Origin of the sequence: Caballeronia ptereochthonis, from assembly GCF_001545075.1 — a bacterium.
Classification (GTDB): domain Bacteria; phylum Pseudomonadota; class Gammaproteobacteria; order Burkholderiales; family Burkholderiaceae; genus Caballeronia; species Caballeronia ptereochthonis.
The window spans coordinates 58,091-84,626 of sequence record NZ_FCOB02000033.1 but is presented as its reverse complement, the minus strand read 5'-3'; the positions used below and the strand labels follow the sequence as shown (position 1 = coordinate 84,626).

Annotated in this window: 25 protein-coding genes; 18 read left to right on the top strand and 7 right to left on the bottom strand. The window is 64.4% G+C overall.

The window, feature by feature from the left end:
* Both AWB83_RS28595 and AWB83_RS28590 read left to right on the top strand, forming a co-directional pair.
* On the top strand, nt 1-1,968 hold a 1,968-nt coding region (locus AWB83_RS28595; protein WP_208636814.1), incomplete at its 5' end, for a YadA family autotransporter adhesin.
* An 84-nt stretch (nt 1,969-2,052) separates the two neighbouring features.
* Nucleotides 2,053-2,787: an OmpA family protein gene (locus AWB83_RS28590; protein ID WP_087048987.1), complete on the top strand. Its 735-nt coding sequence runs from the start codon at nt 2,053-2,055 to the stop codon at nt 2,785-2,787.
* Nucleotides 2,788-2,853: 66 nt separating this feature from the next.
* Here the strand turns inward: AWB83_RS28590 and AWB83_RS28585 are convergent, their stop codons facing one another.
* Entirely contained in the window at nt 2,854-4,494 is a 1,641-nt protein-coding gene (locus AWB83_RS28585; protein ID WP_087048986.1) for a tetratricopeptide repeat protein, read from the bottom strand.
* Nucleotides 4,495-5,157: 663 nt separating this feature from the next.
* Here AWB83_RS28585 and AWB83_RS28580 point away from each other — a divergent pair.
* Both AWB83_RS28580 and AWB83_RS28575 read left to right on the top strand, forming a co-directional pair.
* Nucleotides 5,158-5,628, top strand: a complete 471-nt coding sequence (locus AWB83_RS28580) for a guanyl-specific ribonuclease (RefSeq protein ID WP_087048985.1) — start codon at nt 5,158-5,160, stop codon at nt 5,626-5,628.
* A gap of 4 nt (nt 5,629-5,632) precedes the next feature.
* Nucleotides 5,633-6,196: a barstar family protein gene (locus AWB83_RS28575; RefSeq protein ID WP_087048984.1), complete on the top strand. Its 564-nt coding sequence runs from the start codon at nt 5,633-5,635 to the stop codon at nt 6,194-6,196.
* Between the two features lie 107 nt (nt 6,197-6,303).
* Here AWB83_RS28575 and AWB83_RS28570 read toward each other — a convergent pair whose 3' ends face one another.
* A complete protein-coding gene (locus AWB83_RS28570) occupies nt 6,304-7,041 on the bottom strand; it encodes a 16S rRNA (uracil(1498)-N(3))-methyltransferase (protein ID WP_087048983.1) in 738 nt (245 codons plus the stop codon).
* Nucleotides 7,042-7,107: 66 nt separating this feature from the next.
* Nucleotides 7,108-7,521, bottom strand: coding sequence for a VOC family protein (locus AWB83_RS28565; RefSeq protein ID WP_087048982.1), 414 nt, complete (start codon nt 7,519-7,521; stop codon nt 7,108-7,110).
* A gap of 469 nt (nt 7,522-7,990) precedes the next feature.
* Between AWB83_RS28565 and tkt the strand changes: the two genes are divergently transcribed.
* Both tkt and gap read left to right on the top strand, forming a co-directional pair.
* Complete coding sequence (tkt, locus tag AWB83_RS28560; RefSeq protein WP_087048981.1) at nt 7,991-10,042, top strand: transketolase; 2,052 nt, start codon at nt 7,991-7,993, stop codon at nt 10,040-10,042.
* A gap of 50 nt (nt 10,043-10,092) precedes the next feature.
* Nucleotides 10,093-11,103: a type I glyceraldehyde-3-phosphate dehydrogenase gene (gap, locus tag AWB83_RS28555; RefSeq protein WP_087048980.1), complete on the top strand. Its 1,011-nt coding sequence runs from the start codon at nt 10,093-10,095 to the stop codon at nt 11,101-11,103.
* A 68-nt stretch (nt 11,104-11,171) separates the two neighbouring features.
* Here gap and AWB83_RS28550 read toward each other — a convergent pair whose 3' ends face one another.
* Complete coding sequence (locus AWB83_RS28550) at nt 11,172-11,561, bottom strand: hypothetical protein (protein ID WP_087048979.1); 390 nt, start codon at nt 11,559-11,561, stop codon at nt 11,172-11,174.
* Nucleotides 11,562-11,676: 115 nt separating this feature from the next.
* Nucleotides 11,677-12,372 (bottom strand): FadR/GntR family transcriptional regulator, encoded by a 696-nt coding sequence (locus AWB83_RS28545; protein WP_087048978.1) that lies wholly within the window; start codon nt 12,370-12,372, stop codon nt 11,677-11,679.
* Between the two features lie 240 nt (nt 12,373-12,612).
* Here AWB83_RS28545 and AWB83_RS28540 point away from each other — a divergent pair, with 240 nt between their 5' ends.
* Genes AWB83_RS28540 through AWB83_RS28530 form a run of 3 tightly spaced genes read left to right on the top strand, consistent with a single transcriptional unit; the run spans nt 12,613 to nt 15,513 of the window.
* A complete protein-coding gene (locus tag AWB83_RS28540; protein ID WP_087048977.1) occupies nt 12,613-13,932 on the top strand; it encodes a C4-dicarboxylate transporter DctA in 1,320 nt (439 codons plus the stop codon).
* 52 nt (nt 13,933-13,984) lie between these two features.
* Nucleotides 13,985-14,995: an allantoicase gene (alc, locus tag AWB83_RS28535; RefSeq protein ID WP_087048976.1), complete on the top strand. Its 1,011-nt coding sequence runs from the start codon at nt 13,985-13,987 to the stop codon at nt 14,993-14,995.
* An 8-nt stretch (nt 14,996-15,003) separates the two neighbouring features.
* Nucleotides 15,004-15,513: an ureidoglycolate lyase gene (locus tag AWB83_RS28530; protein WP_087048992.1), complete on the top strand. Its 510-nt coding sequence runs from the start codon at nt 15,004-15,006 to the stop codon at nt 15,511-15,513.
* 143 nt (nt 15,514-15,656) lie between these two features.
* On the opposite strand, the gene fur is transcribed toward AWB83_RS28530, so the two are convergent.
* The gene (gene fur, locus AWB83_RS28525; protein WP_050327274.1) at nt 15,657-16,085 is read right to left on the bottom strand and encodes a ferric iron uptake transcriptional regulator; all 429 of its coding nucleotides are present in this window, start codon (nt 16,083-16,085) and stop codon (nt 15,657-15,659) included.
* Nucleotides 16,086-16,272: 187 nt separating this feature from the next.
* On the opposite strand from fur, the gene AWB83_RS28520 reads away from it, so the two are divergent.
* The 9 genes from AWB83_RS28520 to AWB83_RS28480 all read left to right on the top strand — a co-directional run bounded on the left by AWB83_RS28520 (nt 16,273) and on the right by AWB83_RS28480 (nt 25,511).
* The gene (locus AWB83_RS28520) at nt 16,273-17,076 is read left to right on the top strand and encodes an outer membrane protein assembly factor BamE (RefSeq protein ID WP_087048975.1); all 804 of its coding nucleotides are present in this window, start codon (nt 16,273-16,275) and stop codon (nt 17,074-17,076) included.
* A gap of 120 nt (nt 17,077-17,196) precedes the next feature.
* A complete protein-coding gene (gene dapB, locus AWB83_RS28515; RefSeq protein WP_087048974.1) occupies nt 17,197-17,994 on the top strand; it encodes a 4-hydroxy-tetrahydrodipicolinate reductase in 798 nt (265 codons plus the stop codon).
* Between the two features lie 15 nt (nt 17,995-18,009).
* Nucleotides 18,010-18,675, top strand: a complete 666-nt coding sequence (locus tag AWB83_RS28510) for a MotA/TolQ/ExbB proton channel family protein (RefSeq protein ID WP_087048973.1) — start codon at nt 18,010-18,012, stop codon at nt 18,673-18,675.
* Between the two features lie 12 nt (nt 18,676-18,687).
* Nucleotides 18,688-19,128: an ExbD/TolR family protein gene (locus tag AWB83_RS28505; protein WP_087048972.1), complete on the top strand. Its 441-nt coding sequence runs from the start codon at nt 18,688-18,690 to the stop codon at nt 19,126-19,128.
* Nucleotides 19,129-19,372: 244 nt separating this feature from the next.
* Complete coding sequence (leuS, locus tag AWB83_RS28500; RefSeq protein ID WP_087048971.1) at nt 19,373-21,967, top strand: leucine--tRNA ligase; 2,595 nt, start codon at nt 19,373-19,375, stop codon at nt 21,965-21,967.
* Complete coding sequence (locus AWB83_RS28495; protein WP_087048970.1) at nt 21,967-22,557, top strand: LPS-assembly lipoprotein LptE; 591 nt, start codon at nt 21,967-21,969, stop codon at nt 22,555-22,557. The genes leuS and AWB83_RS28495 overlap by 1 nt, the downstream gene beginning before the upstream one ends.
* 17 nt (nt 22,558-22,574) lie before the next feature.
* Nucleotides 22,575-23,660: a DNA polymerase III subunit delta gene (gene holA / locus AWB83_RS28490; protein ID WP_087048969.1), complete on the top strand. Its 1,086-nt coding sequence runs from the start codon at nt 22,575-22,577 to the stop codon at nt 23,658-23,660.
* Between the two features lie 130 nt (nt 23,661-23,790).
* Nucleotides 23,791-25,062, top strand: coding sequence for a glutamate-5-semialdehyde dehydrogenase (locus AWB83_RS28485; protein WP_087048968.1), 1,272 nt, complete (start codon nt 23,791-23,793; stop codon nt 25,060-25,062).
* Nucleotides 25,063-25,094: 32 nt separating this feature from the next.
* Nucleotides 25,095-25,511, top strand: a complete 417-nt coding sequence (locus tag AWB83_RS28480) for a CopD family protein (protein WP_087048967.1) — start codon at nt 25,095-25,097, stop codon at nt 25,509-25,511.
* 27 nt (nt 25,512-25,538) lie between these two features.
* Here the strand turns inward: AWB83_RS28480 and AWB83_RS28475 are convergent, their stop codons facing one another.
* Complete coding sequence (locus tag AWB83_RS28475) at nt 25,539-26,378, bottom strand: MurR/RpiR family transcriptional regulator (protein WP_087048966.1); 840 nt, start codon at nt 26,376-26,378, stop codon at nt 25,539-25,541.
* Nucleotides 26,379-26,536: the final 158 nt, after the last annotated feature.

Genomic DNA, 26,536 nt, shown 5'->3' with positions numbered 1-26,536 from the left:
ACCAACAAGGGCGACGTGGCGCTGGGTGCGGGTTCGACGACGGCGGCAGTGGTGAACACCACGAGCGCGACGATCGGCGGCACGGCGTACACGTTCGCAGGCAGCAACGCGACCAGCACGGTGTCGGTGGGCGCGGCAGGCAAGGAGCGCACGATCACCAACGTTGGGGCAGGCCGTCTCTCGGCGACTTCAACCGATGCGGTGAACGGCTCACAGCTGTACGCAGCGGATCAGGCGATCAACCAGAACACGTCGGATATCTCGAACGTGGCGGGCAGCGTGACCAACATCGGCGGTAACGTGACCAACCTGAGCAACCAGATCAACAACGTGTACAACACGGGCACGAAGTACTTCCATGCGAACAGCACGGGGGTAGATTCGACGGCCACGGGGGTGGATTCGGTGGCGATCGGCTCGGGTGCGGTGTCGACCAACAAGGGCGACGTGGCGCTGGGTGCGGGTTCGACGACGGCGGCAGTGGTGAACACCACGAGCGCGACGATCGGCGGTACGGCGTACACGTTCGCAGGCAGCAACGCGACGAGCACGGTGTCGGTGGGTTCGGTGGGTGCAGAGCGCACGATCACCAACGTGGCAGCGGGCCGCCTCTCGGCCAGCTCGACGGATGCGGTGAACGGCTCGCAGCTGTACGCGACGAACCAGGCGGTGAACCAGAACACGTCGGATATCACCAACCTCGCGGGTGACATCACCAACATCACGGGCGGCATCACCAATATCGGTGATCAGATCAACAACGTGTACAACACGGGCACGAAGTACTTCCATGCGAACAGCACGGGTGTAGATTCGACGGCTACGGGTGTGGACTCTGTTGCGATCGGCTCGGGTGCGGTTGCGGCCAACGCGAACGACGTGGCGCTGGGTGCGAACTCGATCTCGTCGGGTGCCGTGGCTACCACCGGTGCAACTATCAACGGTGTGGATTACACATTCGCGGGTACTTCGCCGATCGGTACGCTCAGCATCGGCTCGGTGGGTCACGAGCGTACGATCACCAACGTCGCGGCGGGACGTCTCTCGTCCACTTCGACGGACGCAGTGAATGGTTCGCAGCTTTACGCGACGAATCAGGCTGTGACCAGCCTCGAAAACCAGGTTACGAACATCACGAATAACGTGAATACGTTGACCAACGGGGTTGTGAAGTACGACACGAACGCGGACGGCACGCCGAACACCAACAGCATCACGATGAGTGGCGACACGTACAACAGCACGACGCGTCAGGGCGGCACGACGATCCACAACGTGGCGTACGGTGTCGACGGCGGCGACGCAGTGAACGTGGACCAACTGAACGACGCAATCAGCAACGTGACAAACATTGCTGAAACCGCGAGCAACCCGTTCTTCACGGGCGACGGCAATCGCGATACGGAGCGCGCAACTGCAACCGGCACGCATGCAACGGCGATGGGTGCAAACGCAAACGCGTCGGGATCGCAGGCAACTGCAATCGGCGCGGGCGCTACAGCGTCGGCAGCCAACTCGGTCGCGCTCGGTGCCAACTCCGTGGCTGACCGCGACAACACGGTCTCTGTCGGCTCCGCTGGTAGCGAGCGTCAGGTCACGAACGTCGCGGCCGGCACGCAAGGCACCGATGCCGTCAACCTGAATCAGTTGAATCAGAGCATCGCACAGGGTGTGACGCAGGCCAACTCGTACACGGACCAGAGGGTCAACGCGTTGGGCGATCAGATCACCTCCGTTGCACGCGGCGCCTACGCAGGCGTGGCTGCAGCAACGGCGCTGACGATGATTCCTGACGTCGATCAGGGCAAGACGATCGCGGTGGGTGTCGGTACGGCCAACTACAAGGGCTATCAGGCAACGGCGCTGGGTGCTTCGGCACGTATCACGCAGAACCTCAAGCTCAAGATCGGTGCGGGCTACAGCTCTGCAGGCACGACGGTTGGCGCAGGTGCGTCGTATCAGTGGTAAGGCGTAGCTAGTTGCAAGCGGACGGCGCAGGCCGTCCGCCTTCTGGCGACCATCCAAGCAAATTCAAGTTAGTTAGAGAACGTCATGTACATTCGAGTTTTATTGGCAGCGCTCGTCACTGCCGCCGTGACCGGTTGCACGAGTTATTCCACGCCCACGACGAATACCGACGTGGTGACATTGAACACCGGCGATCAGGCCTGGCGCGTGCAGTGCCAGGGTTTGTTCGAGAGCAGCAAGACGTGTATGAATCGCGCGCAGGAGATCTGCAAGGATCAGAAGATCCGTCTGGTCGGCTTGGTCGATCACATGTCGAGCGATCGCAAGCCGGTGAACGATCCGCGCGAGATCACCTTCAAGTGCGGCGACGCACCGGCGCCGGCTGCAGCACCCGCACCGGCTCCGGCCGTCGCGCCGGTTCCCGTTCCGGCACGCGCGGCCGCAAAGCCGATTCGCGCCTTGACGCTGCAGGGAGACGCAAACTTCGCGACCAACAGCGCGGAGCTCAGCCCGATCGCCCAACGCAAGCTCGACGAGTTCGTCGAAGCGAACAAGGGCTACAGGATCGAACGTTTGAGCATTGCGGGCTATACGGATTCGACGGGCTCGATGGCGCTCAACGAACGCCTCTCCGAGGCGCGTGCACGCTCGGCGCAGAACTATCTGATGTCGCATGGCCTGCGCGCCGATAACTACGAGGTGCACGGTTTTGGTCCCGCTTCGCCGGTGGCATCCAATGCGACTGCCGCCGGACGTGCGCAGAATCGACGCGTCGAGATCAATACGGACGGCGTCGAGATCCGCGCGATGGGTCAGTAACTGCGGGAAGCAAAAGCTTCCGTTCGCATGACAAAGAGCCCGGCGCCTCACGGCGTCGGGCTCTTCTCATTGGAGATGCCGCTCGTTTGCAAGTGCGGCGAGATCCGCCCTGAGCTTGTCGAACACAGGCTCCCATTCTGCAAAACGCGTCTGCCGATACAGCGTGGCAGTCGGATACCACGGGCTATCGGTGCGATCGAGCAGCCATACCCAATGCGGATTGACGTCGAGCAATACCCAGGTGCGCTGTCCCAACGCTCCGCTCAGATGCGCGACCGACGTGCAAACGGTAATCACCAGATCGAGCGCGCTGATGAACGCGGCCGTATCGTCGAAATTCTTGAACTCGCTCGTGTGGTCAGCGATGTCCAGGCCCGCGGAGCGCGCGGCCGCGACCTCCGCGCTTGCGTCAGGCTGGAGCGAATAGAACGCGACGTTGTCGAGGTCACGAAAATGCGCTTCGTAGCGTTTGAGTCCGACGCGACGAAACGGATTGCGCTGATGCGTGCGGCTGCCGGTCCACGTCAATCCCACCTTGAGACGTGTTTCCTTGCCGAGGCGCTTGCGCCATTCGTCGACGGCGCCTGGGTCGGCTCGCAGATAGGGCACATTGGCCGGAATCGTGTCTTCGCGGGTGTCGAAAATCAGCGGCAGCGTCACCATCGAGATTTCGTAGTCGAATTTCGGTAGCAACTCGATGCCACCGCCGAGCGTGAATTCATCCGCATACTGAGCGAGCGTGCGGCCGAGGAGCCAGCCCATCTGCGGGAACGAATTCCAGACGAGCCGTCCGCCTTCGCGATGCACGCGATCCGCAAGCAAAGGCACATAACGGCAAAATTGCAGCAGGTCGCCCATGCCTTGTTCGCCCCAGAGCAGAAGCGTCTTTCCCTCCAGCGGCTCGCCTTTCCACGGCGGCCCTGGAAATACGGGGCGCCTGCCGGCCAGTTCCTTCGATCCGTCCCATCGCGCTTCGTGCGCCGGCCATCCGTCATGGTAATTGCCCCGCATGAGATGAAGCATTCCAAGGTTGGAGCGATACGCTGCGTTGTCCGGGGCGAGTTGAAGCGCTGCCGTCGCGTAACGTTCGGCATCGTCCCATCTCTGCGCTTCGCGCAACTTTTGTCCGTAACCGCTGACCACGACAGAATCACTGGGCGCGAGCTTCAGCGCATGCTCACCGGCTGCGAGCATGCCATCGAGATCGAACCTCGCGAGGCGCACCCTCGAGAGATTGAGCCAGCAATTCGCGTCGTTCGGGTTTTGCTCGAGCGCGGCTTCGAGCAGCTCGGCTGCCTCCGGCGATGCTGGATCCTCGTCCAGTAACGCGGCGGCCAGATTGTTGCGAAGACTATGCAGTTTCGGTTCGATTGCGAGCGCATCACGATACGGCGCAATGGCGTCAGCATGACGATTCGCGAATTGAAGCGTCAGCCCCAGATTGAAGTGCGCCATGGCGCTGCGCGGTTCGAGGCTCACTAGCGTACGCGCAATGGCTTCGGCTTCCACGTTGCGTCGTTGACTTGCGAGTTGCTGAAGCAGCGCGCTGATGGAAGCGCCATCCATGGGAGACAAACGGTTCGCGGCCTGCATCCAGATATCGCGGGCGCGTTGATCGTCTTGCCGTTGTGCGCTCAGCGCATTGCGGAGAAAGTCCTGGAAAGCGCCCAGAACCTCGGCCGATGGATAACGATTGGGTTCAACCATTTTGAATGTGAAGAGTCAGCGTGAAAGGCACTTCGCTTCGCACTGCAAACCCGTCCTTGCGTTCGAATCGATTACGCATCGCGCACAGTGAGGAACCCGGAGAGATCGCAGACGCGTGTTCCTCTTGCCTGCTCCGAAGCATGTGAGTGAGATTATCCCGCGCGCAACAGACGTCAATGTAAAAGTGGGCAACAATCGCCGCCCGCGTTTCGCGATCGTCTGGGACGCGCAAGAATGGAAGATCGCCGAGCCATGACGCTGTCGCCAAAGCACGTGTCCGATCCGACTGAACCGCGGAGTGAGGGGCGAAAAAAGAAGCGTGCCGCAGATCTGCGGCACGCCCGAGTGAAGCGAGGGGATGTCTCTTCACCCACAAACGCAAGACTGACGGCAAGAGCGCATTGCCGCGGAACTGACGACAAGTGAGGCCCCTTGTCCAAGGGTTCCAAGTCCTGCAGGGTCAGATTATTAACCCGTGCAGTTTAAATTTCACTCAGATTTGAGCTAAAGTTGCATCACTTCCCGTCACCATGCCGCCCGCTTCGAGCGGTTTGAGAAAAAAATTCCGATTGCCGGTCGAACATTGATTCGATCTGTCATTAGCGATACCCTTACACCTTTAATGGTCGTCGGATCTCGGTTCAACGCGGGGATAATCGTTTCGTGAAGCGCGCGTGGGTTCTTTCCTGCATCCTTGGCTTGAGCGTCGTTCTGAGTGGATGCGGCAAGGAAGAGCCGCCGAGCCGTACTCAGGCGCCGGTTCAGTCGGCCGAAGCGGTTCAGCAAGCGCAGGCAGGGCAGCCGGCCGCGACTGGCGGGCAAACTGCGGACGGTCTGCCTGCCGTCCAGATCGCGCAACTGCCCAGGCAGGCGGTCGCGACATTACGGCTGATCGAAGCGGGCGGCCCTTTCCCGTACGAGAAGGACGGCGTCGTATTCGGCAATCGCGAACGTCTGCTTCCGCGGCGTCCACGCGGCTACTACCACGAATACACCGTATCCACACCTCGCTCGAGGGATCGCGGCGCGCGCCGGATCATATGCGGCGGGCCGAAGAGGCAGATCGACGATTGCTACTACACGGACGACCATTACGCCAGTTTCAAACGCATTGCGGATCAACCACGGGATTAACGGCATGAGCGACAACATCTACGCGCACGATCACAGCGTCGCGAGTGATCTTTTCGCCACCGGCGATGGCAACCTGTTTCAGCGAGTATTGCGGCTACGCATGACAGAACACGACAACAGACCCGACGACGAGACCAGGCCTGAGGAGTCCCATCCGCAAGAGGATTCGGAATCGCTGTTCGCCACCGTGCGGCCGAACATCGTTCAGTCGATCCGTGCGTTTCGGGTGCAGGATCTCGCCGACGAGGCCAACCGTCTCGGCCAGCATTTTCTGTATGCGTATCTCGGTCAGGCGCAGAGCAAGCAGGAAGTGCTGGAAACGATCGCCACGTCTTTCCTCTTTCCCAAGCATTTCGGCAAGAACTACGACGCGCTCTACGATTCGCTCACTGATCTCGTCCACAAGGCGGGTTCGCAACCGGGCTTCGTGATCGTGCTGGAGCAGCTCCCGATCGCGCAGAAGTTCGACAAGGAAGGCCGCGAGGTGCTGCTCGACGTGTTCCGCGACGCCGCGGAATTCTGGGCGGAACGGCGCGTGGCCTTCCGCGTGTTTTACTCGTTCGTCTGAGCCGCTCGCGCGAGCGCGCCGGCTTCATTGAAGAGACAGCCCGATGGGCGCGGCCGCAAGGCGCGTCCATCGGGCTGTTTTCGTTTCTGCGCCGTGATCGCCGCGCCTCACCAGCCGCCCCAGCGCGCGGCGAGCGCCGCGAGCACCGCGATGCCCGCCGTCTCCGTGCGTAACACGCGCGGACCGAGCCCGAGCGCCGAGAATCCGGCATCGACGATCGCGTCTTCCTCCGCGGGCGAGAAGCCTGCTTCAGGACCGATCAGCAGCGTAACCAGGCTGCTTGGCGGATCGGCGGGCAGGGCGGCGAAGCTCACCTCGGCGCGCGGCGAGAGCAGGAGGCGCAGTTCGCCCTCGGATACGGCGGGCAAATCGGCGAGCCACGCGTCGAGATCACGCGGCGGCGCCACGTCCGGCACGCGGTTGCGTCCGCACTGCTCGCACGCCGCGCGCGTGAGCGCCTGCCAATGCGCCTGGCGCCGCAGCGCCCGCTCGCCCGCCAGACGCACGACGCCGCGCTCGGCGGTAATCGGCACGACGGCCGCCACGCCGAGTTCCACCGCCTTCTCGATGAGCCAGTCCATCTTGTCGCCGCCCGCGACGCCTTGCGCGAGCGTCACGCGATAGGGCGGCTCGGCCTCGCGGTCGCTGTGCTCGTCGATACGCGCCGTCGCCGCGCGCCTCGCGATATCGACGAGCTCGCCGCGATATTCGCCGCCGGCGCCGTCGAAGAGGGTGATCGCATCGCCCGTCTGCAGGCGCAGGACGTGCACGTGGCGCACGACGGCGTCGGGTAGCGTGAGGGTTTGGCCCACGCGGAGCGGGCCGTCAACATGAAAACGTGGCATTGAGGGTCGATCGCGAACGTCCGGTCCGCGGATAGGGTTGATGCCTCTACGGCAATTCCGATGCGTTCAGCGCAAGTGCCGCGCGATGGCCCAGCGATAGCCGTCGGGGTCTTCGATCTGCGCGAAGCGGTCGCCCCAGAACTGGTCCTGCGGCTCGATGAGCGGCTTCGCGCCGACGGCGAGCGCCTGCCGGAAAGTCGCATCGACGTCGTCCACATAAAGATAGAACGACTGCGGCGCCATTTGTCCCGCGCTCTTGGGCGTGCGCGCCTGTGAACCGTACGCGCCCTCGGGCGCGAACATCAGGATCAACTGTCCGCGATACGCCATCTCGACGTGGATGATCGTGCCGTCGTCGTTCACGCTGTCGCGCACCGCGAAGCCGAGCGCCTTTTCATAGAACGCGATGCTCACGCGCGCATCGCATACGGTGAGGTAGGGAGTCAACCAGGGCACATCGGCCGGGCGAGGGTCGGTCATCGAAAGCACTCCTTGGAGCCTTGCTGCTGCACATTGAGAAACATTTTGCCATGAAGCCGTACGATGAATGGGTCTGCGAGAACCTGCGAGGCAACGCGCCGCGCCGGTCGGATTTCGCCGGATGTACGTCCGTTACCGGCGCGCGTTACGGTGTATCGTCACGCGTTGTGCCGTGCCGTGCCGTGACGAGGCCGGGACGGTCGCGGCAGCGCGCGGCGCGCCGGCAGAAGCCGGGCACGCGGGTGGCGTGCACGGAACATGCCCGCGCCCCGGACATCCGGCCGCACCGGATTCGCGTCCTCCGGGGCGCGTGTCAATCGGACCGGTCTGTTAGAATGACGGCCTTCCGATCCTCGTCGTTTCTCGTCGTGCCGGTCCTGAAAACGTTGTGTCCCGCGGGTCCGGCTCGAGTGAGAAGTACTGCGTGAGAAGCACTGCGGATCATTTCAGGACCTGCCCCCGACTCGACATGACGACCCCGACCTCCAGCCAGACCGCCCTCATGGCCAACGCAATCCGCGCGCTTGCCATGGATGCCGTTCAACAAGCCAACTCCGGCCACCCCGGCATGCCGATGGGCATGGCGGAAATCGGCGTCGCGCTGTGGTCGCGCCATCTGAAGCACAACCCGGCGAACCCGCACTGGTTCGACCGCGACCGTTTCGTTCTGTCGAACGGTCACGGCTCGATGCTGCTGTACTCGCTGCTGCACCTCACGGGCTACGACCTGCCGATGAGCGAGCTGAAGAACTTCCGCCAACTGCATTCGAAGACGCCTGGCCACCCCGAAGTGGGCATGACGCCGGGCGTCGAGACGACCACCGGGCCGCTCGGCCAGGGCATCGGCAATGCCGTCGGCATGGCGCTCGCCGAAGCGCTGCTCGCCGCCGAGTTCAACAAGGCGGACGCGAAGATCGTCGATCACTACACGTACGTGTTCCTCGGCGACGGCTGCCTGATGGAAGGTATCTCGCACGAAGCCTGCTCGCTCGCGGGCACGCTCAAGCTCAACAAGCTGATCGCGCTCTACGACGACAACGGCATTTCGATCGACGGCCACGTCGAGCACTGGTTCCACGACGACACGCCGAAGCGCTTCGAAGCGTACGGCTGGAACGTGATCCGCGCTGTGGACGGCCATGACGTCGAAGCGGTCGATGCCGCGATCGCCGCCGCGAAGAAGTCCGACAAGCCGACGCTGATCTGCTGCCGCACGGTCATCGGCAAGGGCGCGCCGACCAAGGCCGGCGGCCACGACGCGCACGGCGCGCCGCTCGGCGACAAGGAAATCGCGGCGACGCGCGCGGCGATCGGCTGGAAGTACGGTCCGTTCGAGATTCCGCAGGAAGTGTATGCGGCGTGGGACGCGAAGGAACAAGGCACGCACGCCGAAGCCGAATGGAACAAGGCGTTCGAGGCTTACCGCGCGAAATACGGCAAGGAAGCGGCAGAGTTCACGCGCCGCATGAGCGGCGAACTGCCCGCGAACTGGGCGGAGAGCGCGGCGAAGATCATCGAGGACGCGAACCAGCGCGCCGAAACCGTCGCGACGCGCAAGGCTTCGCAACAGACCATCGAAGGTCTTGCCGCAGCGCTGCCCGAACTGCTCGGCGGCTCCGCCGACCTGACCGGCTCGAACCTCACGAACTGGAAGGCGTCGAAGCCGGTGCGCGCCGCGGGCGACGCCGAGAACGCGAACCCGGATCACGCGGGCATCCAGTGGGGCAACCACATCAACTACGGCGTGCGCGAGTTCGGCATGAGCGCGGCGATCAACGGCATCGCGCTGCATGGCGGCTTCCGCCCGTTCGGCGGCACGTTCCTGACGTTCTCTGACTACAGCCGCAACGCGCTGCGGGTCGCCGCGCTGATGAAGTCGCGCTCCATCTTCGTGTTCACGCACGATTCGATCGGCCTCGGCGAAGACGGCCCGACGCACCAGTCGATCGAGCACGTCTCCAGCCTGCGCCTGATCCCGAATCTGCAGACATGGCGCCCGGCGGATACCGTCGAGACGGCCGTCGCGTGGACCCATGCGATCGCGCATCAAGGCCCGTCGACGCTGATCTTCAGCCGCCAGAATCTGCAGTTCTCGGCGCGCAACGACATTCAGATCGCCAACATCGCGAAGGGCGGCTACGTGCTGCGCGACTGGAACGACGACATCCCCGCGCGCAAGATCATCCTCATCGCGACCGGCTCCGAAGTGCAGCTCGCGATGGAAGCGATCGAGGCGCTGGCCAAGGTCGGCATCGGCGCGCGCGTCGTGTCGATGCCTTGCACGAACGTGTTCGACAAGCAGGACGCCGAGTACCGCGAGCGCGTGCTGCCCAAGGGCGTGGCGCGCGTGGCGATCGAGGCGGGCGTGACGGATTTCTGGCGCAAGTACGTGGGCCTGGAAGGCGGCGTGGTCGGCATCGACACGTTCGGCGAGTCGGCCCCGGCGGGTGCGCTGTTCAAGCACTTCGGCTTCACTGTCGAGCATGTCGTCGAGACGGCGAAGTCCGTGCTCAACGGCTAACGGCTTACGTCAGCGACATCAGGTTTTTTTTAGCCATCAGGAGATAGACCATGACGATTCGCGTTGCAATCAACGGCTACGGCCGGATCGGCCGCAACACGCTGCGCGCCTTCTATGAAAACGGCAAGAAGCACGATATCGAGATCGTCGCCATCAACGATCTCGGCGATGCCAAGACCAACGCGCACCTGACGCAATACGACACGGCGCACGGCAAGTTCCCGGGCGAAGTGTCGGTGGACGGCGATTACCTCGTCGTCAACGGCGACAAGATCCGCGTGCTCGCGAACCGCAACCCGGCCGAACTGCCCTGGGGCGAACTGAAGGTCGACGTGGTCATGGAGTGCACGGGCTTCTTCACCACGAAGGAAAAGGCGAGCGCGCATATCAAGGGCGGTGCGAAGAAAGTCATCATCTCGGCGCCCGGCGGCAAGGACGTGGACGCGACCGTCGTGTACGGCGTCAACCACAACGTGCTGAAGGCGTCGGACACGGTCATCTCGAACGCATCGTGCACGACGAACTGCCTCGCGCCGCTCGTCAAGCCGCTGAACGACAAGATCGGTCTGGTGAACGGTCTCATGACCACGATCCACGCCTACACGAACGACCAGGTTCTGACCGACGTGTATCACGAAGACCTGCGCCGCGCGCGCTCGGCCACGCACAGCCAGATCCCGACGAAGACCGGTGCGGCTTCGGCGGTCGGTCTCGTGCTGCCGGAACTGAACGGCAAGCTGGACGGCTACGCGATCCGCGTCCCGACGATCAACGTGTCGGTGGTCGATCTGTCGTTCATCGCCGCGCGCGACACGACGGTCGAGGAAGTCAACAAGATCATGAAGGAAGCGTCGGAAGGCGAGCTGAAGGGCATCCTCGGCTACAACGACGCGCCGCTGGTTTCGGTCGACTTCAACCACAACCCGGCCTCGTCGACGTTCGACGCGACGCTCACGAAGGTCTCGGGTCGTCTCGTGAAGGTGTCGAGCTGGTACGACAACGAGTGGGGCTTCTCGAACCGCATGCTGGATACGGCTGTGGCGCTGGCAAACGCGAAGTAAATTCAGCTCGCTGAAATGACAAAGCCGCTCTTCGGAGTGGCTTTGTTTTTTTGGTGGTTCAGCGAGCCTTACGCGAGCTTCTCGCGCAGGAACGAAACGACATAAGGCGTAGCCGCCGCCGCGACGGTCGATGCCGTGCCCGTGTCGAGTCCCATGCGCGCAGCAATCGACTCGGCGATGCGCCCCGTGAGAATGCCTTCCCCGCCTTCCTCCATTGATTTCAAGAATCCGTCGCCGCGCACGAGCCCCGCGGCGAACGCGGCGAAGAAGCTCTTGCCCGGGTGATCCCCGAGCAGGCCTTCGTTTTGTTCCTCGGCATGCGCGTGCGCGGTTTCCGCGGCCGTGCTGAGCATTTGCTGGCTATCTTCCGTGCTGAAACCCTGATCGGTCAGCGCTTGCGTGGCTTGCGCGCCGTGCTCCGAAGACAGGAACTCCGAAACGAGTTGTTGCATGTCCATCGATGCTGCTCCTCTTGATGTTCGGCCAATTGAAGGGCAGCGCAAGCGAATGGAAATCTCCATCACGCGCGGCCCTTGCTGAGACCTCGAACGTCCCGAGAAGTGCCGGCTTCGCTCAAGCTTTGTCCGGCACCGGAAAATGCACGCCCGCGCGCTGCGCCGCATTGACGATATGCCGCTCGATCGCCATTCCGGCCTTTTCGCCGTCGCGCGCCTTGAGCGCCTCGATGATCACCGCGTGCTCGTGATACGTCGACAACACCAGCTCGCGCCGGTAGAACGGCAAGCGCTGGCTCTCCTTCATGATGTCGGCGCTGCCGCGCAGGATCGACTCGATGGCCGCATTGCCCGCCAGACTCACGATGCGCATGTGGAATGCGAAATCGAGTTGCGCGGCTTCCTCCAGTTCGGACGCTTCGAGCGCGCCCTTGAGCGAGTCGAGATTGTCGTCGAGCCAGTCGATATCCGAATCGCCGATCGAGTGCGCCGCGAGCCGGGCGACGAAGCCTTCCAGCGCGAAACGCATCTGATAGGTATCGGGCAGGGACGCCTGATCGGCAAATCGCCACGGATGCGCGTTGCTCGCCTGTGCGCTGCTGACATATACGCCCTTGCCGGGCCGGATGTGCAGCATGCCGAGCGCCTCGAGCGTCGAGAGCGCCTCGCGCAGCGACGCCCGGCTGATCGCCAGTTCCTCCGACAACTGCCGCTGCGCCGGTAGCAGGCTCCCGACCGGATACGCGCTCGATTCGATCCGCTCGCGAATGGTCGCGATCGCGGCGTCTGTCACGGTGTGAGGGACATTTTTCATAGGAAGAATGCTGTATTGGCCGGTCTGACCGCCATTGTATGCGCGTGTCGCGCAAGTATGTACGCGAATGTCACCGCATCCAATTCCCATCCATTTCCATGCCCGCACAGGAGAGGGTAAACCGCTACGAATGCTTCCTTGACGGGCGTATATCGGCTTTCTAATATTCCCCATCACAGCACTGGTCCGACCAGTCGGAACAGTTGATCCGGTTGTGGGACATTACACGAGGAGACGGTCGTGTCGAGATTTTTGAATTCGCTGTTTGGCAGGGTGATGATCGCGCTGGTCATCGGCATCGTGGTCGGCGCGCTGTTTCCGCATTTCGGTCAGTCGCTGCGGCCGTTGGGCGATGGTTTTCTCAAGCTCATCAAGATGGTGATCGGGCCGATCGTGTTCTGCGTCGTCGTGAGCGGCATGGCGAGCGCGGGCGATCTGAAGAAGGTCGGGCGGGTCGGGCTGAAGGCGGTCGTCTACTTCGAGATCATGACCACGCTCGCGCTCGTGATCGGCGCGATTCTGGCGTGGGTCACGCGCCCGGGCGTCGGCATGAACATCGATCTGCATACGCTCGATGCCGCGTCGCTTGCCACGTACACGGAGCACGCCAAGAGCCTCAAGGACACCGCGGGCTTCCTGCTGAAGATCATCCCCGACACCGCGGTCGATGCCTTCGCGAAGGGCGACATCCTGCAAGTGCTGGTATTCGCGGTGCTGTTCGGCTCGGCGCTCTCGCTGCTCGGTGACAAGGCGCAGCGCGTGACGGTGTTCATCGACGAGCTGTCGACGGTGTTCTTCCGCATCATGGCGTTCATCATCAAGCTCGCGCCGCTCGGCGTGCTCGGCGCCATCGCGTTCACGACCGGCCAGTACGGCGTCGCGTCGCTCAAGCAGCTCGGCCTGCTCGTGATCGTGTTCTACGCGAGCTGCTTCCTGTTCGTGTTCGTCGTGCTGGCAGTGGTGATGCGGCTCGCGGGCTTCTCCATCTTCAAGCTCGTGCGCTATCTGCGCGAGGAGCTGTCGATCGTGCTCGGCACCGCGTCGTCGGATGCCGTGCTGCCGCAGATCATGCGCAAGCTCGAATGGATGGGCGTGAAGGATTCGACCGTGGGCCTCGTGATTCCGACCGGCTACTCGTTCAACCTCGACGGCTTCTCGATCTATCTCACGCTCGCGGTGATCTTCATCGCGCAGGCGACCAACACGCCTTTGTCGCTGCATGACCTGATCGTCGTCGTGCTCGTGTCGCTGGTCACCTCCAAGGGCGCGCACGGCATCCCCGGCTCGGCCATCGTCATCCTCGCGGCGACGCTCTCCGCCATTCCCGCGATTCCCGTGCTCGGTCTCGTGCTGATCCTGCCGGTGGACTGGTTCGTCGGCATCGCGCGCGCCGTGACCAACCTGATCGGCAACTGCGTGGCGACGGTGGTCGTCGCGGTGTGGGAGAACGACATCGACCGGGCGCGCGCCAAGCGCGTGCTCGACCAGGACGCCGAATATCGCTTCGTGCCGGCCGCGCCGGAACCGGCGCACGGCAACGAGCACGCTCATGCACTCTGAAGCGCATTCTGAAATTCAGTCTGAAAACCATCGCAACTGAAGGAATACCGAAATGGCCAACCCGATTCTCGACGCAGACGCTCCCGCATTCGCACGCCGCTACATGAACCTGGCGGACCCGCGTCTCGGCGCGCAGGCGCTCTTCGCCACCGACGAATTCTTCGCGCCGAAGGAGCGCATGCTGGAGCCGCAGCCCGCGGTGTTCATCCCCGGCAAATACGACGAGCACGGCAAGTGGATGGACGGCTGGGAGACGCGCCGCAAGCGCACGACGGGCTACGACTACTGCATCGTCAAGCTCGCGAGGGCGGGCGTGATTCACGGCATCGACATCGATACGAGTCACTTCACCGGCAACTTCCCGCCGGCGGCGTCGATCGAGGCGTGCTACAGCGAAAGCGCAACTCCGCGGGAAGACGGCGACTGGCGTGAGATCGTGCCGTCGACGACGCTGCAGGGCAATCATCATCACTATCTCGAGATCGCCGACGCGCGCGCATACACGCACTTGCGCGTGAACATCTACCCGGACGGCGGCATCGCGCGGCTGCGCGTCTATGGCCAGCCGAAGACGGATTTCTCGCGCGTCGAGCGCGGCACGCTGCTGGATCTGGCGGCGATCGAGAACGGCGCCTATCTCGTCGCGGCGAACAACCAGCACTTCGGGCCGGCCTCGCAGATGCTGATGCCGGGACGCGGCGTGAACATGGGCGACGGCTGGGAAACGCGCCGCCGCCGCGAGCCGGGCAACGACTGGGCGATCGTCGCGCTGGCGAATCCCGGCGTGATCCGCGCGATCGAAGTCGATACCGCGCACTTCAAGGGCAACTATCCGGACCGCTGCTCGCTGCAGGCCGCACGCGTGGAGGGCGGCACGGACGAATCGCTCGTCACGCAGGCGATGTTCTGGCCCGTGCTGCTCGACGAGCAGAAGCTCTCGATGGACAGCGTGCATCGCTTCGAGAAGGAGATCGCGGCGCTCGGACCGGTGACGCACGTGCGCTTCAACATCTATCCGGACGGCGGCGTGTCGCGGCTGCGGATTTTCGGTGAGATCGAGTGAGCATCGCCATGAAAACGCTGACCCTCGAACCGCTCACGCGCGAAGCCTTCGCCCCGTTCGGCGACGTCATCGAACTCGAAGGCGCGCGGCACTTTCCGATCAACGCGGGCACGACCGAGCGCTTTCACGATCTCGCGAAAGTGGACATCGGTTTCGAGAGCGGCGGACGGCCGCTCATCAACGTGTTTCGCGGGCAGCCGCGACCGCAGCCGGTCGTGATCTCGATGATGGAGCGGCACCCGCTCGGCAGCCAGGCGTTCGTGCCGCTTGCCGACGTGCGCTATCTGGTGGTAGTCGCGCCCGCGGGCGAGTTCGACGCGGCGGGCCTGCGCGCGTTCTGCGCGCGCGGCTGGCAAGGCGTGAACTATGCGCGCGGCGTGTGGCATCACCCGCTGATCGTGCTCGACAAGGCAGGCGATTTCATCGTCGTGGATCGCGGCGGCGATCTGCCGAATTGCGACGAAATCGATCTGCCGGAGCGATACACGCTCGTCGGGGCGGCAGCGCGCGCCGCATAGCGGCGAGACACTGAAAGCGAATCGAATTGCGAATCAACCGCATACGCGTATCGCAAAACGTTCGGGCGAAACAAAACCGCCGTCCATCTGGTCCGATGGACGGCGGTTTTTTTGATCGGCGCGCCGAACGGCCGGCGCGCCGATCAATGCTTGCGGTGCGGGCAGTTTTCCTTCGTGCACGCGCCATACAGCGCGAGCGCGTGCTCGTGGAGCTTGAAGCCGCGCTCCTTCGCGATCGATTGCTGGCGGCGTTCGATCTCCGCATCGAAGAACTCCTCGACGCGGCCGCAGTCGATGCACACGAGGTGATCGTGGTGCGATCCTTCGTTGAGTTCGAAGACGGCCTTGCCCGATTCGAAATTGCTTCGCGACAGCAGACCGGCTTGCTCGAACTGCGTGAGCACGCGATACACCGTCGCCAGACCGATATCGAGCTCTTCGCTGAGCAGATTTCGATACACGTCTTCGGCGGTCAGATGGCGCACCGGACTATGCTGAAAAATTTCGAGAATCTTGAGGCGGGGCAGGGTCGCCTTGAGCCCGATATTTTTGAGATCGGTGGGATTGGTCATGGCTAGGCATCCCTAGAGTACAATTCAAGGTTCTCATAGTAATGCGTTTTTCCGATTCCCGACATCCTGTACGGGTTCGGGCCGTGGTGGGGCCCGACGCGGACGAATGGAGCGCGGCCTCGAAGCGCCTCGCGTGAAAGGTGAAATGTTTTCAAAATCTTTATCGAATAGCAGGGAGAGCCGTCGCATGCGGGGAACCGTGATCGCAGCAACCTTGGCCGCATTGCTCGCCGGCTGCTCGGCGTACGACAGCGTCACGCAGAAGATCGCGCAAAGCATCACACCGTATCGGATCACGGTCGTGCAAGGCAATTTCGTTTCGCAGGAAGCGGCGAACCAGATGCAGGTCGGCATGTCGCGCGATCAGGTGAGACAGCTCCTGGGCACGCCGCTTCTGACCGACATGTTCCACGCGGACCGCTGGGACTACGTGTTCTACTTCAAGCGCGGGTCGACTTCCGTCGTGCAGCAGCGTGACTTCGTCGTGAACTTCGCGAGCGATCGTGTCGTGAGCTGGTCGGGCGGCGAGAACCTGCCGTCCAACCTGGAGCTGCTTGCGGAAATCGACGGCGACAAGGGCGTGAAGGTCGCGAAGCCGGCTCAGGCGCCCGCGGCGGCATCCGCGCCGGTGGCGTCGACGGCCGCGGTCACCGCGCCGCCCGGCGAGCCGTCCACGCAGCCGAACACGGCCGCCGCCTTTGCGGGCGACGCCAATCAGGAAGCCGCGCAGGCCGCCAACCGCGCGACGGCGCAGGTCGACATGCCCACGGGCCGTCAGCGGTCGTCCACGTACAGCAGCGCGCCGCAAAGCGCGGGCGGCGCGCCGGGTTCGAACAGCCTGAGCGGCAGCAATTCGCAGATTCAGCTGCAGCGGCGTCCGCAGCAGATCCAGATCCCGGACAGCAGCGCGGTGGGCCCGACCGGCTCCTCGCCGGCGCCTGCCAACGCGAGCGGCCAGGCGCAGTTCTATCTGCCGCAGCAGAGCCAGTAAGCAGTTCAGTCGTTTCCGGATGAAGCCGCGCCGGCCGTTTCAACGCGGCGCCGCTTCAGCCGCACAGCCAATCCGCATCATCCATCGCGCGTTCCGCGCGCGGTTCAACACGAGACTGCCATGAAGATCGCCATCGCCGGCGCATCGGGCCGCATGGGCCGGATGCTGATCGAAACCGTTCTCAACGATGCCGACGCGAAGCTCGTCGGCGCGCTCGACCGGCCCGGCGTGCCGCAGCTCGGCCAGGACGCGGGTGCGTTCCTCGGCAGGACAACGGGCGTCCTGTTGACCGACGACGTCGAGCGCGTGTTCACCGATGCCGACTACCTCATCGACTTCACGCGCCCCGAGGGCACGATGGCGCATCTCGAAGCGGCGCTGCGTCACGACGTGAAGATGATCATCGGCACGACCGGTTTCTCCGACGAGCAGAAGGCACAGCTGAAGAAGGCCGGCGAGACGATCGGCGTCGTGTTCGCAGCGAACATGAGCGTCGGCGTGAACGTCACGATGAAGCTGCTCGAATTCGCGGCGAAGCATTTTTCGACGGGCTATGACATCGAGATCATCGAGGCGCATCACCGTCACAAGGTCGATGCGCCGTCGGGCACCGCGCTCGCGATGGGCGAAGTGATCGCCAAGGCGCTCGGGCGCGACCTGAAGGACTGCGCCGTGTACGCGCGCGAAGGCGTGACGGGCGAGCGCGATCCGTCGACCATCGGCTTTTCCGCGATTCGCGGCGGCGATATCGTCGGCGATCACACGGTGCTGTTCGCGGGCATCGGCGAGCGCATCGAGATCACGCACAAGTCGGCGAGCCGTCTGTCCTACGCACAGGGTGCGCTGTGCGCGGCGCGCTTCCTGCAAGGGCACGACAAAGGCTTCTTCGACATGCAGGACGTGCTCGGCCTGCGCTGATTCTTCCTCGCGACAATGGCGGCAACGGGCGTTATCCACTATCTGCAATCCGGCGACGCGGTCACGCACGCGGTCGCGGGCCTTCTGCTCGCGATGTCGCTCGCCAGCTGGTGCTTCCTGCTCGTCAAGGCGTGGATTCTCGCGCGCGCCAAATGGCAGGGCCCGCGGGCGCTGCAGCGCTTCTGGCAGGCACCGAGCCTGAAGGAAGGCATCGGCGCATTGCAGCGCGCGGATCGCGAGCGCGTATTTCTGCCGCTCGCCGAGGCCGCATGGCACGCGTCCGAAGCCGACATGCCCGGTGTGCTCCTCGCTCGCGTGGAGCGCAGCGAACGCGTCCTGCGCGCGTTGCGCCAGGCGCTGCTGCGCTCGCAGCGCAGGCTCGAGTTCGGCCAGGTTCTGCTCGCTTCGGTGGGCAGCACGGCGCCCTTCGTCGGGCTGCTCGGCACGGTGTGGGGCATTTATCACGCGCTCGGCAGCATCGCGTCGAGCGGACAGGCGATGATCGAGAACGTCGCCGGTCCGGTCGGCGAGGCGCTCATCATGACGGCGTTCGGGCTCGTCGTCGCGATTCCCGCCGTGCTCGCGTACAACGTGCTCGGCCGCTACGTGCGGCAGATCTCCGAGGAGCTCGACGGCTTCGCGCACGATCTGCATGCATTCGTGTGCGGCGAAGCCGAGTAGGAGCGCGCGGCGATGGCCTTCGGCGGACTCGAGAAGAAGCCCAACGGCTCGCCCATGGCGGACATCAACATGACGCCGCTCATCGACGTCATGCTCGTGCTGCTCGTCATCTTCATCATCACGGCGCCGCTCTTCACGCACGCGATCCGGCTCGATCTGCCGAAGGTCGCGTCGCAGCCGGCGCGCGAGACGCCGCAAACCATCACGCTTTCCATCGACGACGCCGGCAAGCTCTACTGGAACGATGCGCCGGTCAGCGCGGCCGAGATGCGCGCGCGCTTCGCCGAGGCCGGCCAAGCCGCGCAAAAGCCCGAGCTGCATCTGCGGGCGTCGGGCGCGACGCGCTACGAGGTCATCGCGCAGGTGATGGGCGCGGCGCAGCAGGCGGGGCTCGAGCGCATCGGCTTCGTCACGCGGCCGGCGCGAGCGCAGGCGAACGCGCCGGCGCAATGAGCGCGCCCCGGCTGCGTCCGCATGCGCCAGCCGCGGCGCATCGAACGGTATAATCGCGATTTGCCCGTTTTTGCCTGTCTCACGCGCGCAGCGCCGCCAGCAGGCCAGAATCCGACGTAGCGCCAGCCCCGTTTCAAGCCAGTCGGCGAAGCCGGCGCGCACGGTCCCGCCACCCGACGCGAAACGAAGCGTAAGCGGCAGGTCCCGAGGTCCGTTCCCAGCATTAGCGTAAAGCCACCACACCATGCACGATAAATACGTACCCGCCGACGTCGAATCCGCCGCGCAGAGCAACTGGCGCGCGAACGATGTCTACCGGACGACCGAGACGTCGGCCAAGCCCAAGTTCTATTGCGTCTCGATGCTGCCGTATCCGTCGGGCAAGCTGCACATGGGCCACGTGCGCAACTACACCATCAACGACGTGATGTACCGTTACCTGCGCATGAACGGTCACAACACGCTGATGCCGATGGGCTGGGATGCGTTCGGCATGCCCGCCGAGAACGCCGCGATGGCCAACGGCGTCCCGCCCGCGAAGTGGACCTACGACAACATCGCGTACATGAAGAAGCAGATGCAGTCGATGGGTCTCGCCATCGACTGGTCGCGCGAAGTCGCCACATGCTCGCCCGAGTACTACAAATGGAACCAGTGGCTGTTCCTGAAGATGCTGGAGAAGGGCATCGCGTACAAGAAGACCGGCACGGTGAACTGGGACCCCGTCGACCAGACCGTGCTCGCGAACGAGCAGGTCATCGACGGGCGCGGCTGGCGTTCGGGCGCGCTGGTGGAAAAGCGCGAAATCCCGATGTACTACCTGCGCATCACCGATTACGCGGATCAGTTGCTCGACGATCTCGAAGGCCTCGGCTGGCCCGAGCGCGTCAAGATCATGCAGCAGAACTGGATCGGCAAGAGCTTCGGCGTGAACTTCGGCTTCCCGTATGAAATCGACGGTGAAGCGAAGCTGCTGCGCGTCTTCACCACGCGCGCCGACACGATCATGGGCGTCACCTTCGCGGCGGTCGCGGCGGAGCATCCGCTCGCCACGCGCCTTGCGCGCGACAACGCCGGGCTGCAGGCGTTCATCGACGAATGCAAGCGCGGCGGCGTCGCGGAAGCCGATGTCGCCACGATGGAAAAGAAGGGCATGCCCACGGGCTTCTTCGTCACGCATCCGCTGACGGGCGCGAAGGTCGAGGTGTGGGTCGGCAACTACGTGCTGATGTCCTACGGCGAAGGCGCGGTGATGGGCGTGCCGTCGCACGACGAGCGCGATTTCGCGTTCGCGAAGAAATACGGCCTGCCCATCAACCAGGTGATCGCGGTCGAAGGCAAGACGTATTCGACGGATGCCTGGGAAGAATGGTACGGCGACAAGACCGCCGGCCGGCTCATCAACAGCGGCAAGTACGACGGCCTGACGACGGACGAAGCGATCGACGCGATCGCCGCCGATCTGAAAGCGAAGCATCTCGGCGACAAGCAGGTCACCTGGCGTTTGCGCGACTGGGGCATTTCGCGCCAGCGCTATTGGGGCACGCCGATTCCGATCATTCACTGCCCGAGCTGCGGCGACGTGCCGGTGCCGGAAAAGGATCTGCCGGTCGTGCTGCCGGAAGACCTCGTGCCGGACGGCACGGGCAATCCGCTCGCCAAGTCCGAAGCGTTCCTCGACTGCGCGTGCCCGACGTGCGGCGCGGCGGCGAAGCGCGAAACCGACACGATGGACACCTTCGTCGATTCGTCCTGGTACTTCTCGCGCTACAGCGCGCCGGACGCGAAGACCATGGTCGACGAGCGCACCGATTACTGGATGCCGATGGATCAGTACATCGGCGGCATCGAACACGCCATTCTGCACCTCTTGTACTCGCGTTTCTGGACCAAGGTCATGCGCGACATGGGGCTGGTCAAGTTCGGCGAGCCCGCGAAGAACCTGCTCACGCAGGGCATGGTGCTCAACGAGACGTTTTATCGCGAGGACGCGGCGGGCAAGAAGACCTGGTACAACCCGCTCGAAGTCACGGTCGCGCACGACGACAAGGGCCGTCCGACCGGCGCCACGCTGAACGCGGACGGTCAGCCGGTCGTGCTCGGCGGCGTCGAGAAGATGTCGAAATCGAAGAACAACGGCGTCGATCCGCAGACGCTCATCGACCAGTACGGCGCCGACACGGCGCGCCTGTTCGTGATGTTCGCGGCGCCGCCGGAGCAGTCGCTCGAATGGTCGGGCGCGGGTGTGGAAGGCGCGAGCCGCTTCCTGCGCCGCGTGTGGCACTTCGGGCACGACAACGCGGAGGTGCTGCGCCAGCATGGCGAACTCGATGCATCGAAGCTCGGCGACGCCGACCGCGCGCTGCGCCGCGAAATCTACACCGTGCTCAAGCAGGCCGATTTCGACTACGGCCGCCTGCAGTACAACACGGTCGTGTCGGCGGCGATGAAGATGCTCAACGCGCTCGAAGGTACGAAGAATCCGGGCGCGGGCGTGCTCAACGAAACCTTCGGCGTGCTCCTGCGCGTGCTGTATCCGGTCGTGCCGCACATCACGTTCCAGCTGTGGTCCGAACTCGGCTATGAAAAGGAGTTTGGCCCGTTGCTCGACGCGCCCTGGCCGAAGGTCGACGAAGCCGCGCTCGAGCAAGCGGAGATCGAGCTCGTGCTGCAGGTCAACGGCAAGGTGCGCGGCGCGCTGACGGTGGCGAAGGACGCATCGCGCGAAGCCATCGAGCAGGCCGCGATCGCCCACGAAATGTTCGAGAAGTTCTCGGAAGGCCGCGCGCCGAAGAAGGTGATCGTGGTGCCGGGGCGTCTCGTCAACGTGGTCGTCTGATGCGCAAAACCAAGGGAGTCGATGTGACCGGGAAAGGCGTAAGCAGGCGTTCGTTCCTCGCGCTTCTGGGCGGCGCGGCCGCGCTGTCCGCGTGCGGCTTCCAACTGCGCGGGCAGCAGGACTACGCGTTCAAGCGGCTCGCGATTTCCGGCGGCACGCCGCAGATGGTCGCGCGCCTCGAGCGCATGGTCCAGGGCGGCAGCGATACGGTCATCGTCAAGCCCTGGGAGAAGCCGGACGCGACGCTCAATCTGTCGGAAGGCACCGGGCTCAGCACGCTCAGCCTGAATTCGCAGGGCGTCGTGCAGGAATACGAGCTCGTCTACAACCTGAACTATTCGCTGTACGGCAACGACGGCACGCTGCTGATTCCGCCGAGCGTGATCGCGCTCAACCGCGCGATGACCTACAGCAACCAGTACACGCTCGCGAAATCGCAGGAAGCGACGCTGCTCTACAACGACATGCGCAACGACGCCGTCGATCAGCTCACGCGCCGTCTCGCCGTGGTGCGCTCGCTGCATCCGGGTCCGGGCGAGCAGACGCCAGGCGTCGCGCCGCGCGCGCCGCTGCCGACGCCGCCGCTCTGAGCGCGCGCCCCGTACTCATGCAACTGAAGCTCGACGCGCTCGAAGCGCACCTCGCGAAAGGCCTGAATGGTCTGTACGTCGTCTACGGCGACGAGCATCTGCTCGCGCAGGAAGCGTGCGACCGCATCCGGACCACGGCGCGCGCCAACGGCTTTACGGATCGCACGGTGTTCACCGTCGAGCGCAGCTTCGACTGGAGCGCGCTCATCGGCGCGACGCAGTCGATGTCGCTTTTCGGCGATCGCCAGTTGATCGAGCTGCGCATTCCCACCGGCAAGCCCGGCAAGGAAGGCGCGGAAGCGCTGAAGACGCTCGCCGAAGCCGACAATCCCGACGTCGTGACGCTCGTCACGCTGCCGCGCGTGGACGGCGCCACCCAGAAATCCGGCTGGTTCACCGCGCTGCTCGGCGCGGGCGTCGCGCTGAAGATCGATCCGGTCGAGCGTGCGCAATTGCCGATGTGGGTCGGCCAGCGGCTCGCGCAGCAGGGCCAGCGCGTGGCGCCCGGCGAGGATGGGCGGCGCGCGCTGGTGTTCATCGCGGAACGGGTGGAAGGCAATCTGCTCGCCGCGCATCAGGAAATCCAGAAGCTCGGGCTCCTGTATCCGCAAGGCGTGCTCAGCTTCGAGCAGATTCACGACGCCGTGCTGAACGTCGCGCGCTATGACGTGTTCAAGCTCAACGAGGCAATGCTGACCGGCGATGTCGGCCGCCTTGCGCGCATGCTCGACGGTCTGAAGGGCGAAGGCGAGGCGGCGGTGCTCGTGCTGTGGGCGCTCGTCGAGGAAGTGCGCACACTGCTGCGCATCAAGCGCGGCATTGCCGCGGGCAAGCCGCTCGCCACGCTGCTGCGCGAAAACCGCGTGTGGGGCCCGCGCGAGCGGCTGATCGGCCCGGCGCTCTCGCGCGTGACGGACGAAGCGCTGGAAAAGGCGCTGTCGCTGGCGGCGCGCCTCGATCGGCAAGTGAAGGGCCTGTCGGGCAGCACGGGCAAGCGCGGCAGCGAGCCGCCGCCCGATCCATGGGCCGGCATGTTCGAGCTGGCGATGGCGGTCGCGCACGGCGGCAAGCCGGCGCAGGCCGCGCCACGACCGCGTCGCTAGGACGCCGTCACGCGCTGTTGCAATGCCCGCAACAGCTTAAAATGATCTTTTGCGCCGTCGAATCCCCGGGAATTGCGGACGCATTCCAGAACGCCCGGCACACGAAAGCGGCACACGGAAGAGACTCACGATGAACATCGATCAATACATGACCGACCTCGGCCGCCGCGCGCGTGCGGCGTCGCGCGCGATGGCGCGGGCGTCGACGGCGGCCAAGAACGCGGCGCTCCTCGCGGTGGCGGACGCCATCGAACGCGAGCGCGAGGCGCTCAAGCAGGCGAACGCCCGCGACCTCGCCCGTGCGCGCGAAAAGGGCCACGACGCCGCGTTCATCGACCGCCTCACGCTCTCCGACAAGGCGCTCGACACGATGGTCGAAGGTCTGCGCCAGGTGGCGGCGCTGGCCGATCCGATCGGCGAAATCAGCGGGCTCAAGTTCCGGCCGAGCGGCATTCAGGTCGGGCAGATGCGCGTGCCGATCGGCGTGATCGGCATCATCTACGAATCGCGGCCGAACGTGACCATCGACGCCGCCGCGCTCTGTCTCAAGTCCGGCAACGCGACGATCCTGCGCGGCGGTTCCGAGGCGCTCGAATGCAACACGGCGCTCGCGAAGCTGATCGGCGTCGGGCTGGAAGCGGCTGGGCTGCCGCAGGACGCGGTGCAGGTGGTCGAAACGGCGGATCGCGCGGCGGTGGGCCAGCTCATCACGATGACCGAGTTCGTCGACGTGATCGTGCCGCGTGGCGGCAAGAGCCTGATCGCGCGGCTGATGGAAGAGTCGCGGGTGCCGATGATCAAGCACCTCGACGGCATCTGCCACGTGTACGTGGACGATCGCGCGGATCTCGCGAAGGCGGCCGCCATTTGCGACAACGCGAAGACGCATCGCTACGGCACCTGCAACACGATGGAAACGCTGCTCGTCGCGCGCGGCATCGCGTGCGAGGCGCTGCCGATGCTCGCGCGCGCCTATCAGGCGAAGGACGTGGAACTGCGCGTGGACGCCGAAGCCCGCGCCGTGCTCGAAGCGGCGCGGATCGGCTCGCTCGTGGACGCGACCGAAGAGGACTGGAGCACGGAATATCTCGCGCCGGTGCTGGCGGTCAGGATCGTCGCTGGCCTCGACGAAGCCGTCGACCATATCAACACCTACGGCTCGCATCACACCGATGCGATCGTCACCGAAGACCACGACCGCGCGATGCGCTTCCTGCGCGAAGTCGATTCGGCGAGCGTGATGGTCAACGCGTCGACGCGTTTCGCCGATGGCTTCGAATTCGGCCTGGGCGCGGAAATCGGCATTTCGAACGACAAGCTGCACGCGCGCGGCCCGGTCGGACTCGACGGGCTGACCTCGCTCAAGTACGTCGTGCTCGGCCGCGGCGAAGTGCGCCAATAAGCCCGCCGGAACGAGAAGACACAAGAAGAACGATGCTCTGGATCAAATCGCTGCATATCGTGCTGGTGGCTTCGTGGTTCGCGGGGCTTTTCTATCTGCCGCGCATTTTCGTGAACCTCGCGATGGAAACCGACCCCGCCGCCACCGCGCGCCTGCTGCTGATGGCGAGGAAGCTGTTTCGCTTCATGACCTTCATCGCGGTGCCGGCGCTCGCGTGCGGGCTGTGGCTGTGGCTCGTCGTCGGAATCGGCGCGGGGCAGGGCTGGCTGCACGCGAAGCTCGCGATCGTCGCGCTCATCATCGTGTATCACGCGTATTGCGGGCGCCTGCTGCACACGTTCCAGCGCGGTGAAAACAGGCGCTCGGACAAGTGGTACCGGATGTTCAACGAGCTGCCCGTGCTCGGCCTGCTCGGCGCCACGCTGCTCGTGGTCATCAAGCCGTTCTGATTTTTTCACCTGAGCCGCGCGCGCGGCTCAGGTGCCCACTCTCCGGCTCTCCAGCACGTCTTTCGCCTCGGCGAGCTTCTCCGCCAGTTCAGGCCCGCGCGCGAGCGCGAGTCCCACCGCCAGAATGTCGCCGATCGCGAGATGCGACACGCGCGAGGTCATCGGCGAAAAAATATCCGTGTCCTCATCGACGTTGGCAAACAGTCCGACCGTGGCCAGGCGCGCGAGCGGGGAATTGCCGTGCGTGATCGCGATGACCTTCGCGCCGCCGTGCAGCGCCGATTTGCACGCATCCAGAATGTCCCGCGTGCGCCCGGTATTCGAAATCGCGACGACGACATCGCCACGGCCGAGCAGCGCGGCCGAAGTCGTGTACGTGTGCGGATCGGAATAGGCGACCGACGGCACGCCCAGCTTGAAGAACTTGTGCTGCATGTCGAGCGCGGCGATGCCCGAGCCGCCCGCGCCATAGAACTCGATGCGGCGCGCCTCGGCAAGAATCGCGATCGCCGCCGCCACGCTGTCCGAGGACAGGCTGTTGCGCACCTGAATCAGCGCGCCGATGGTCCGGTCCAGCACCTTCGCCGCGACGCCGGCGGCCGGCTCGTCGCTGCGCACGTCGCGGTAAACCGTGGGAACGTCCGCTGCTACGCTCTGTGCCAGGCGGATCTTGAATTCGCGGAAGCCGGAAAAGCCGAGCGCCTGGCAGAACCGCGCGATGGTCGGCTGGCTGACCCCCGCGCGCGCCGCGAAGTCGGTCATCGACAGATCGAGCACTTCGCGCGGCGCCTCGAGCACGTAATCGGCCAGCTTGCGCTCCGAGGGGCGCAACTGTTCGCGCATTGCTTCGACTTGGGACAGCAACATCGGAAATCTCGCCTATGCTGAAAATTGCCTGCGACTATAGCCGATGATCGGTCTTGTACAAATACTACATATTTTAAACGAGAGATCTCAGGGATTTCCCTGAGGCGCATACTGGAAAGGGCGCGACGGTAGGCGGCTGCTTAACAATAAGGCCGTCA

Bases quoted from the DNA above. Each gene is read 5' to 3' on its own strand.
- AWB83_RS28590 (WP_087048987.1), top strand. From the start codon at position 2,053: ATGTACATTCGAGTTTTATTGGCAGCGCTCGTCACTGCCGCCGTGACC.
- AWB83_RS28585 (WP_087048986.1), bottom strand. From the start codon at position 4,494: ATGGTTGAACCCAATCGTTATCCATCGGCCGAGGTTCTGGGCGCTTTC.
- AWB83_RS28575 (WP_087048984.1), top strand. From the start codon at position 5,633: ATGAGCGACAACATCTACGCGCACGATCACAGCGTCGCGAGTGATCTT.
- AWB83_RS28570 (WP_087048983.1), bottom strand. From the start codon at position 7,041: ATGCCACGTTTTCATGTTGACGGCCCGCTCCGCGTGGGCCAAACCCTC.
- AWB83_RS28565 (WP_087048982.1), bottom strand. From the start codon at position 7,521: ATGACCGACCCTCGCCCGGCCGATGTGCCCTGGTTGACTCCCTACCTC.
- tkt (WP_087048981.1), top strand. From the start codon at position 7,991: ATGACGACCCCGACCTCCAGCCAGACCGCCCTCATGGCCAACGCAATC.
- gap (WP_087048980.1), top strand. From the start codon at position 10,093: ATGACGATTCGCGTTGCAATCAACGGCTACGGCCGGATCGGCCGCAAC.
- AWB83_RS28550 (WP_087048979.1), bottom strand. From the start codon at position 11,561: ATGGACATGCAACAACTCGTTTCGGAGTTCCTGTCTTCGGAGCACGGC.
- AWB83_RS28545 (WP_087048978.1), bottom strand. From the start codon at position 12,372: ATGAAAAATGTCCCTCACACCGTGACAGACGCCGCGATCGCGACCATT.
- alc (WP_087048976.1), top strand. From the start codon at position 13,985: ATGGCCAACCCGATTCTCGACGCAGACGCTCCCGCATTCGCACGCCGC.
- AWB83_RS28530 (WP_087048992.1), top strand. From the start codon at position 15,004: ATGAAAACGCTGACCCTCGAACCGCTCACGCGCGAAGCCTTCGCCCCG.
- fur (WP_050327274.1), bottom strand. From the start codon at position 16,085: ATGACCAATCCCACCGATCTCAAAAATATCGGGCTCAAGGCGACCCTG.
- AWB83_RS28520 (WP_087048975.1), top strand. From the start codon at position 16,273: ATGCGGGGAACCGTGATCGCAGCAACCTTGGCCGCATTGCTCGCCGGC.
- dapB (WP_087048974.1), top strand. From the start codon at position 17,197: ATGAAGATCGCCATCGCCGGCGCATCGGGCCGCATGGGCCGGATGCTG.
- AWB83_RS28510 (WP_087048973.1), top strand. From the start codon at position 18,010: ATGGCGGCAACGGGCGTTATCCACTATCTGCAATCCGGCGACGCGGTC.
- AWB83_RS28505 (WP_087048972.1), top strand. From the start codon at position 18,688: ATGGCCTTCGGCGGACTCGAGAAGAAGCCCAACGGCTCGCCCATGGCG.
- leuS (WP_087048971.1), top strand. From the start codon at position 19,373: ATGCACGATAAATACGTACCCGCCGACGTCGAATCCGCCGCGCAGAGC.
- AWB83_RS28495 (WP_087048970.1), top strand. From the start codon at position 21,967: ATGCGCAAAACCAAGGGAGTCGATGTGACCGGGAAAGGCGTAAGCAGG.
- holA (WP_087048969.1), top strand. From the start codon at position 22,575: ATGCAACTGAAGCTCGACGCGCTCGAAGCGCACCTCGCGAAAGGCCTG.
- AWB83_RS28485 (WP_087048968.1), top strand. From the start codon at position 23,791: ATGAACATCGATCAATACATGACCGACCTCGGCCGCCGCGCGCGTGCG.
- AWB83_RS28480 (WP_087048967.1), top strand. From the start codon at position 25,095: ATGCTCTGGATCAAATCGCTGCATATCGTGCTGGTGGCTTCGTGGTTC.
- AWB83_RS28475 (WP_087048966.1), bottom strand. From the start codon at position 26,378: ATGTTGCTGTCCCAAGTCGAAGCAATGCGCGAACAGTTGCGCCCCTCG.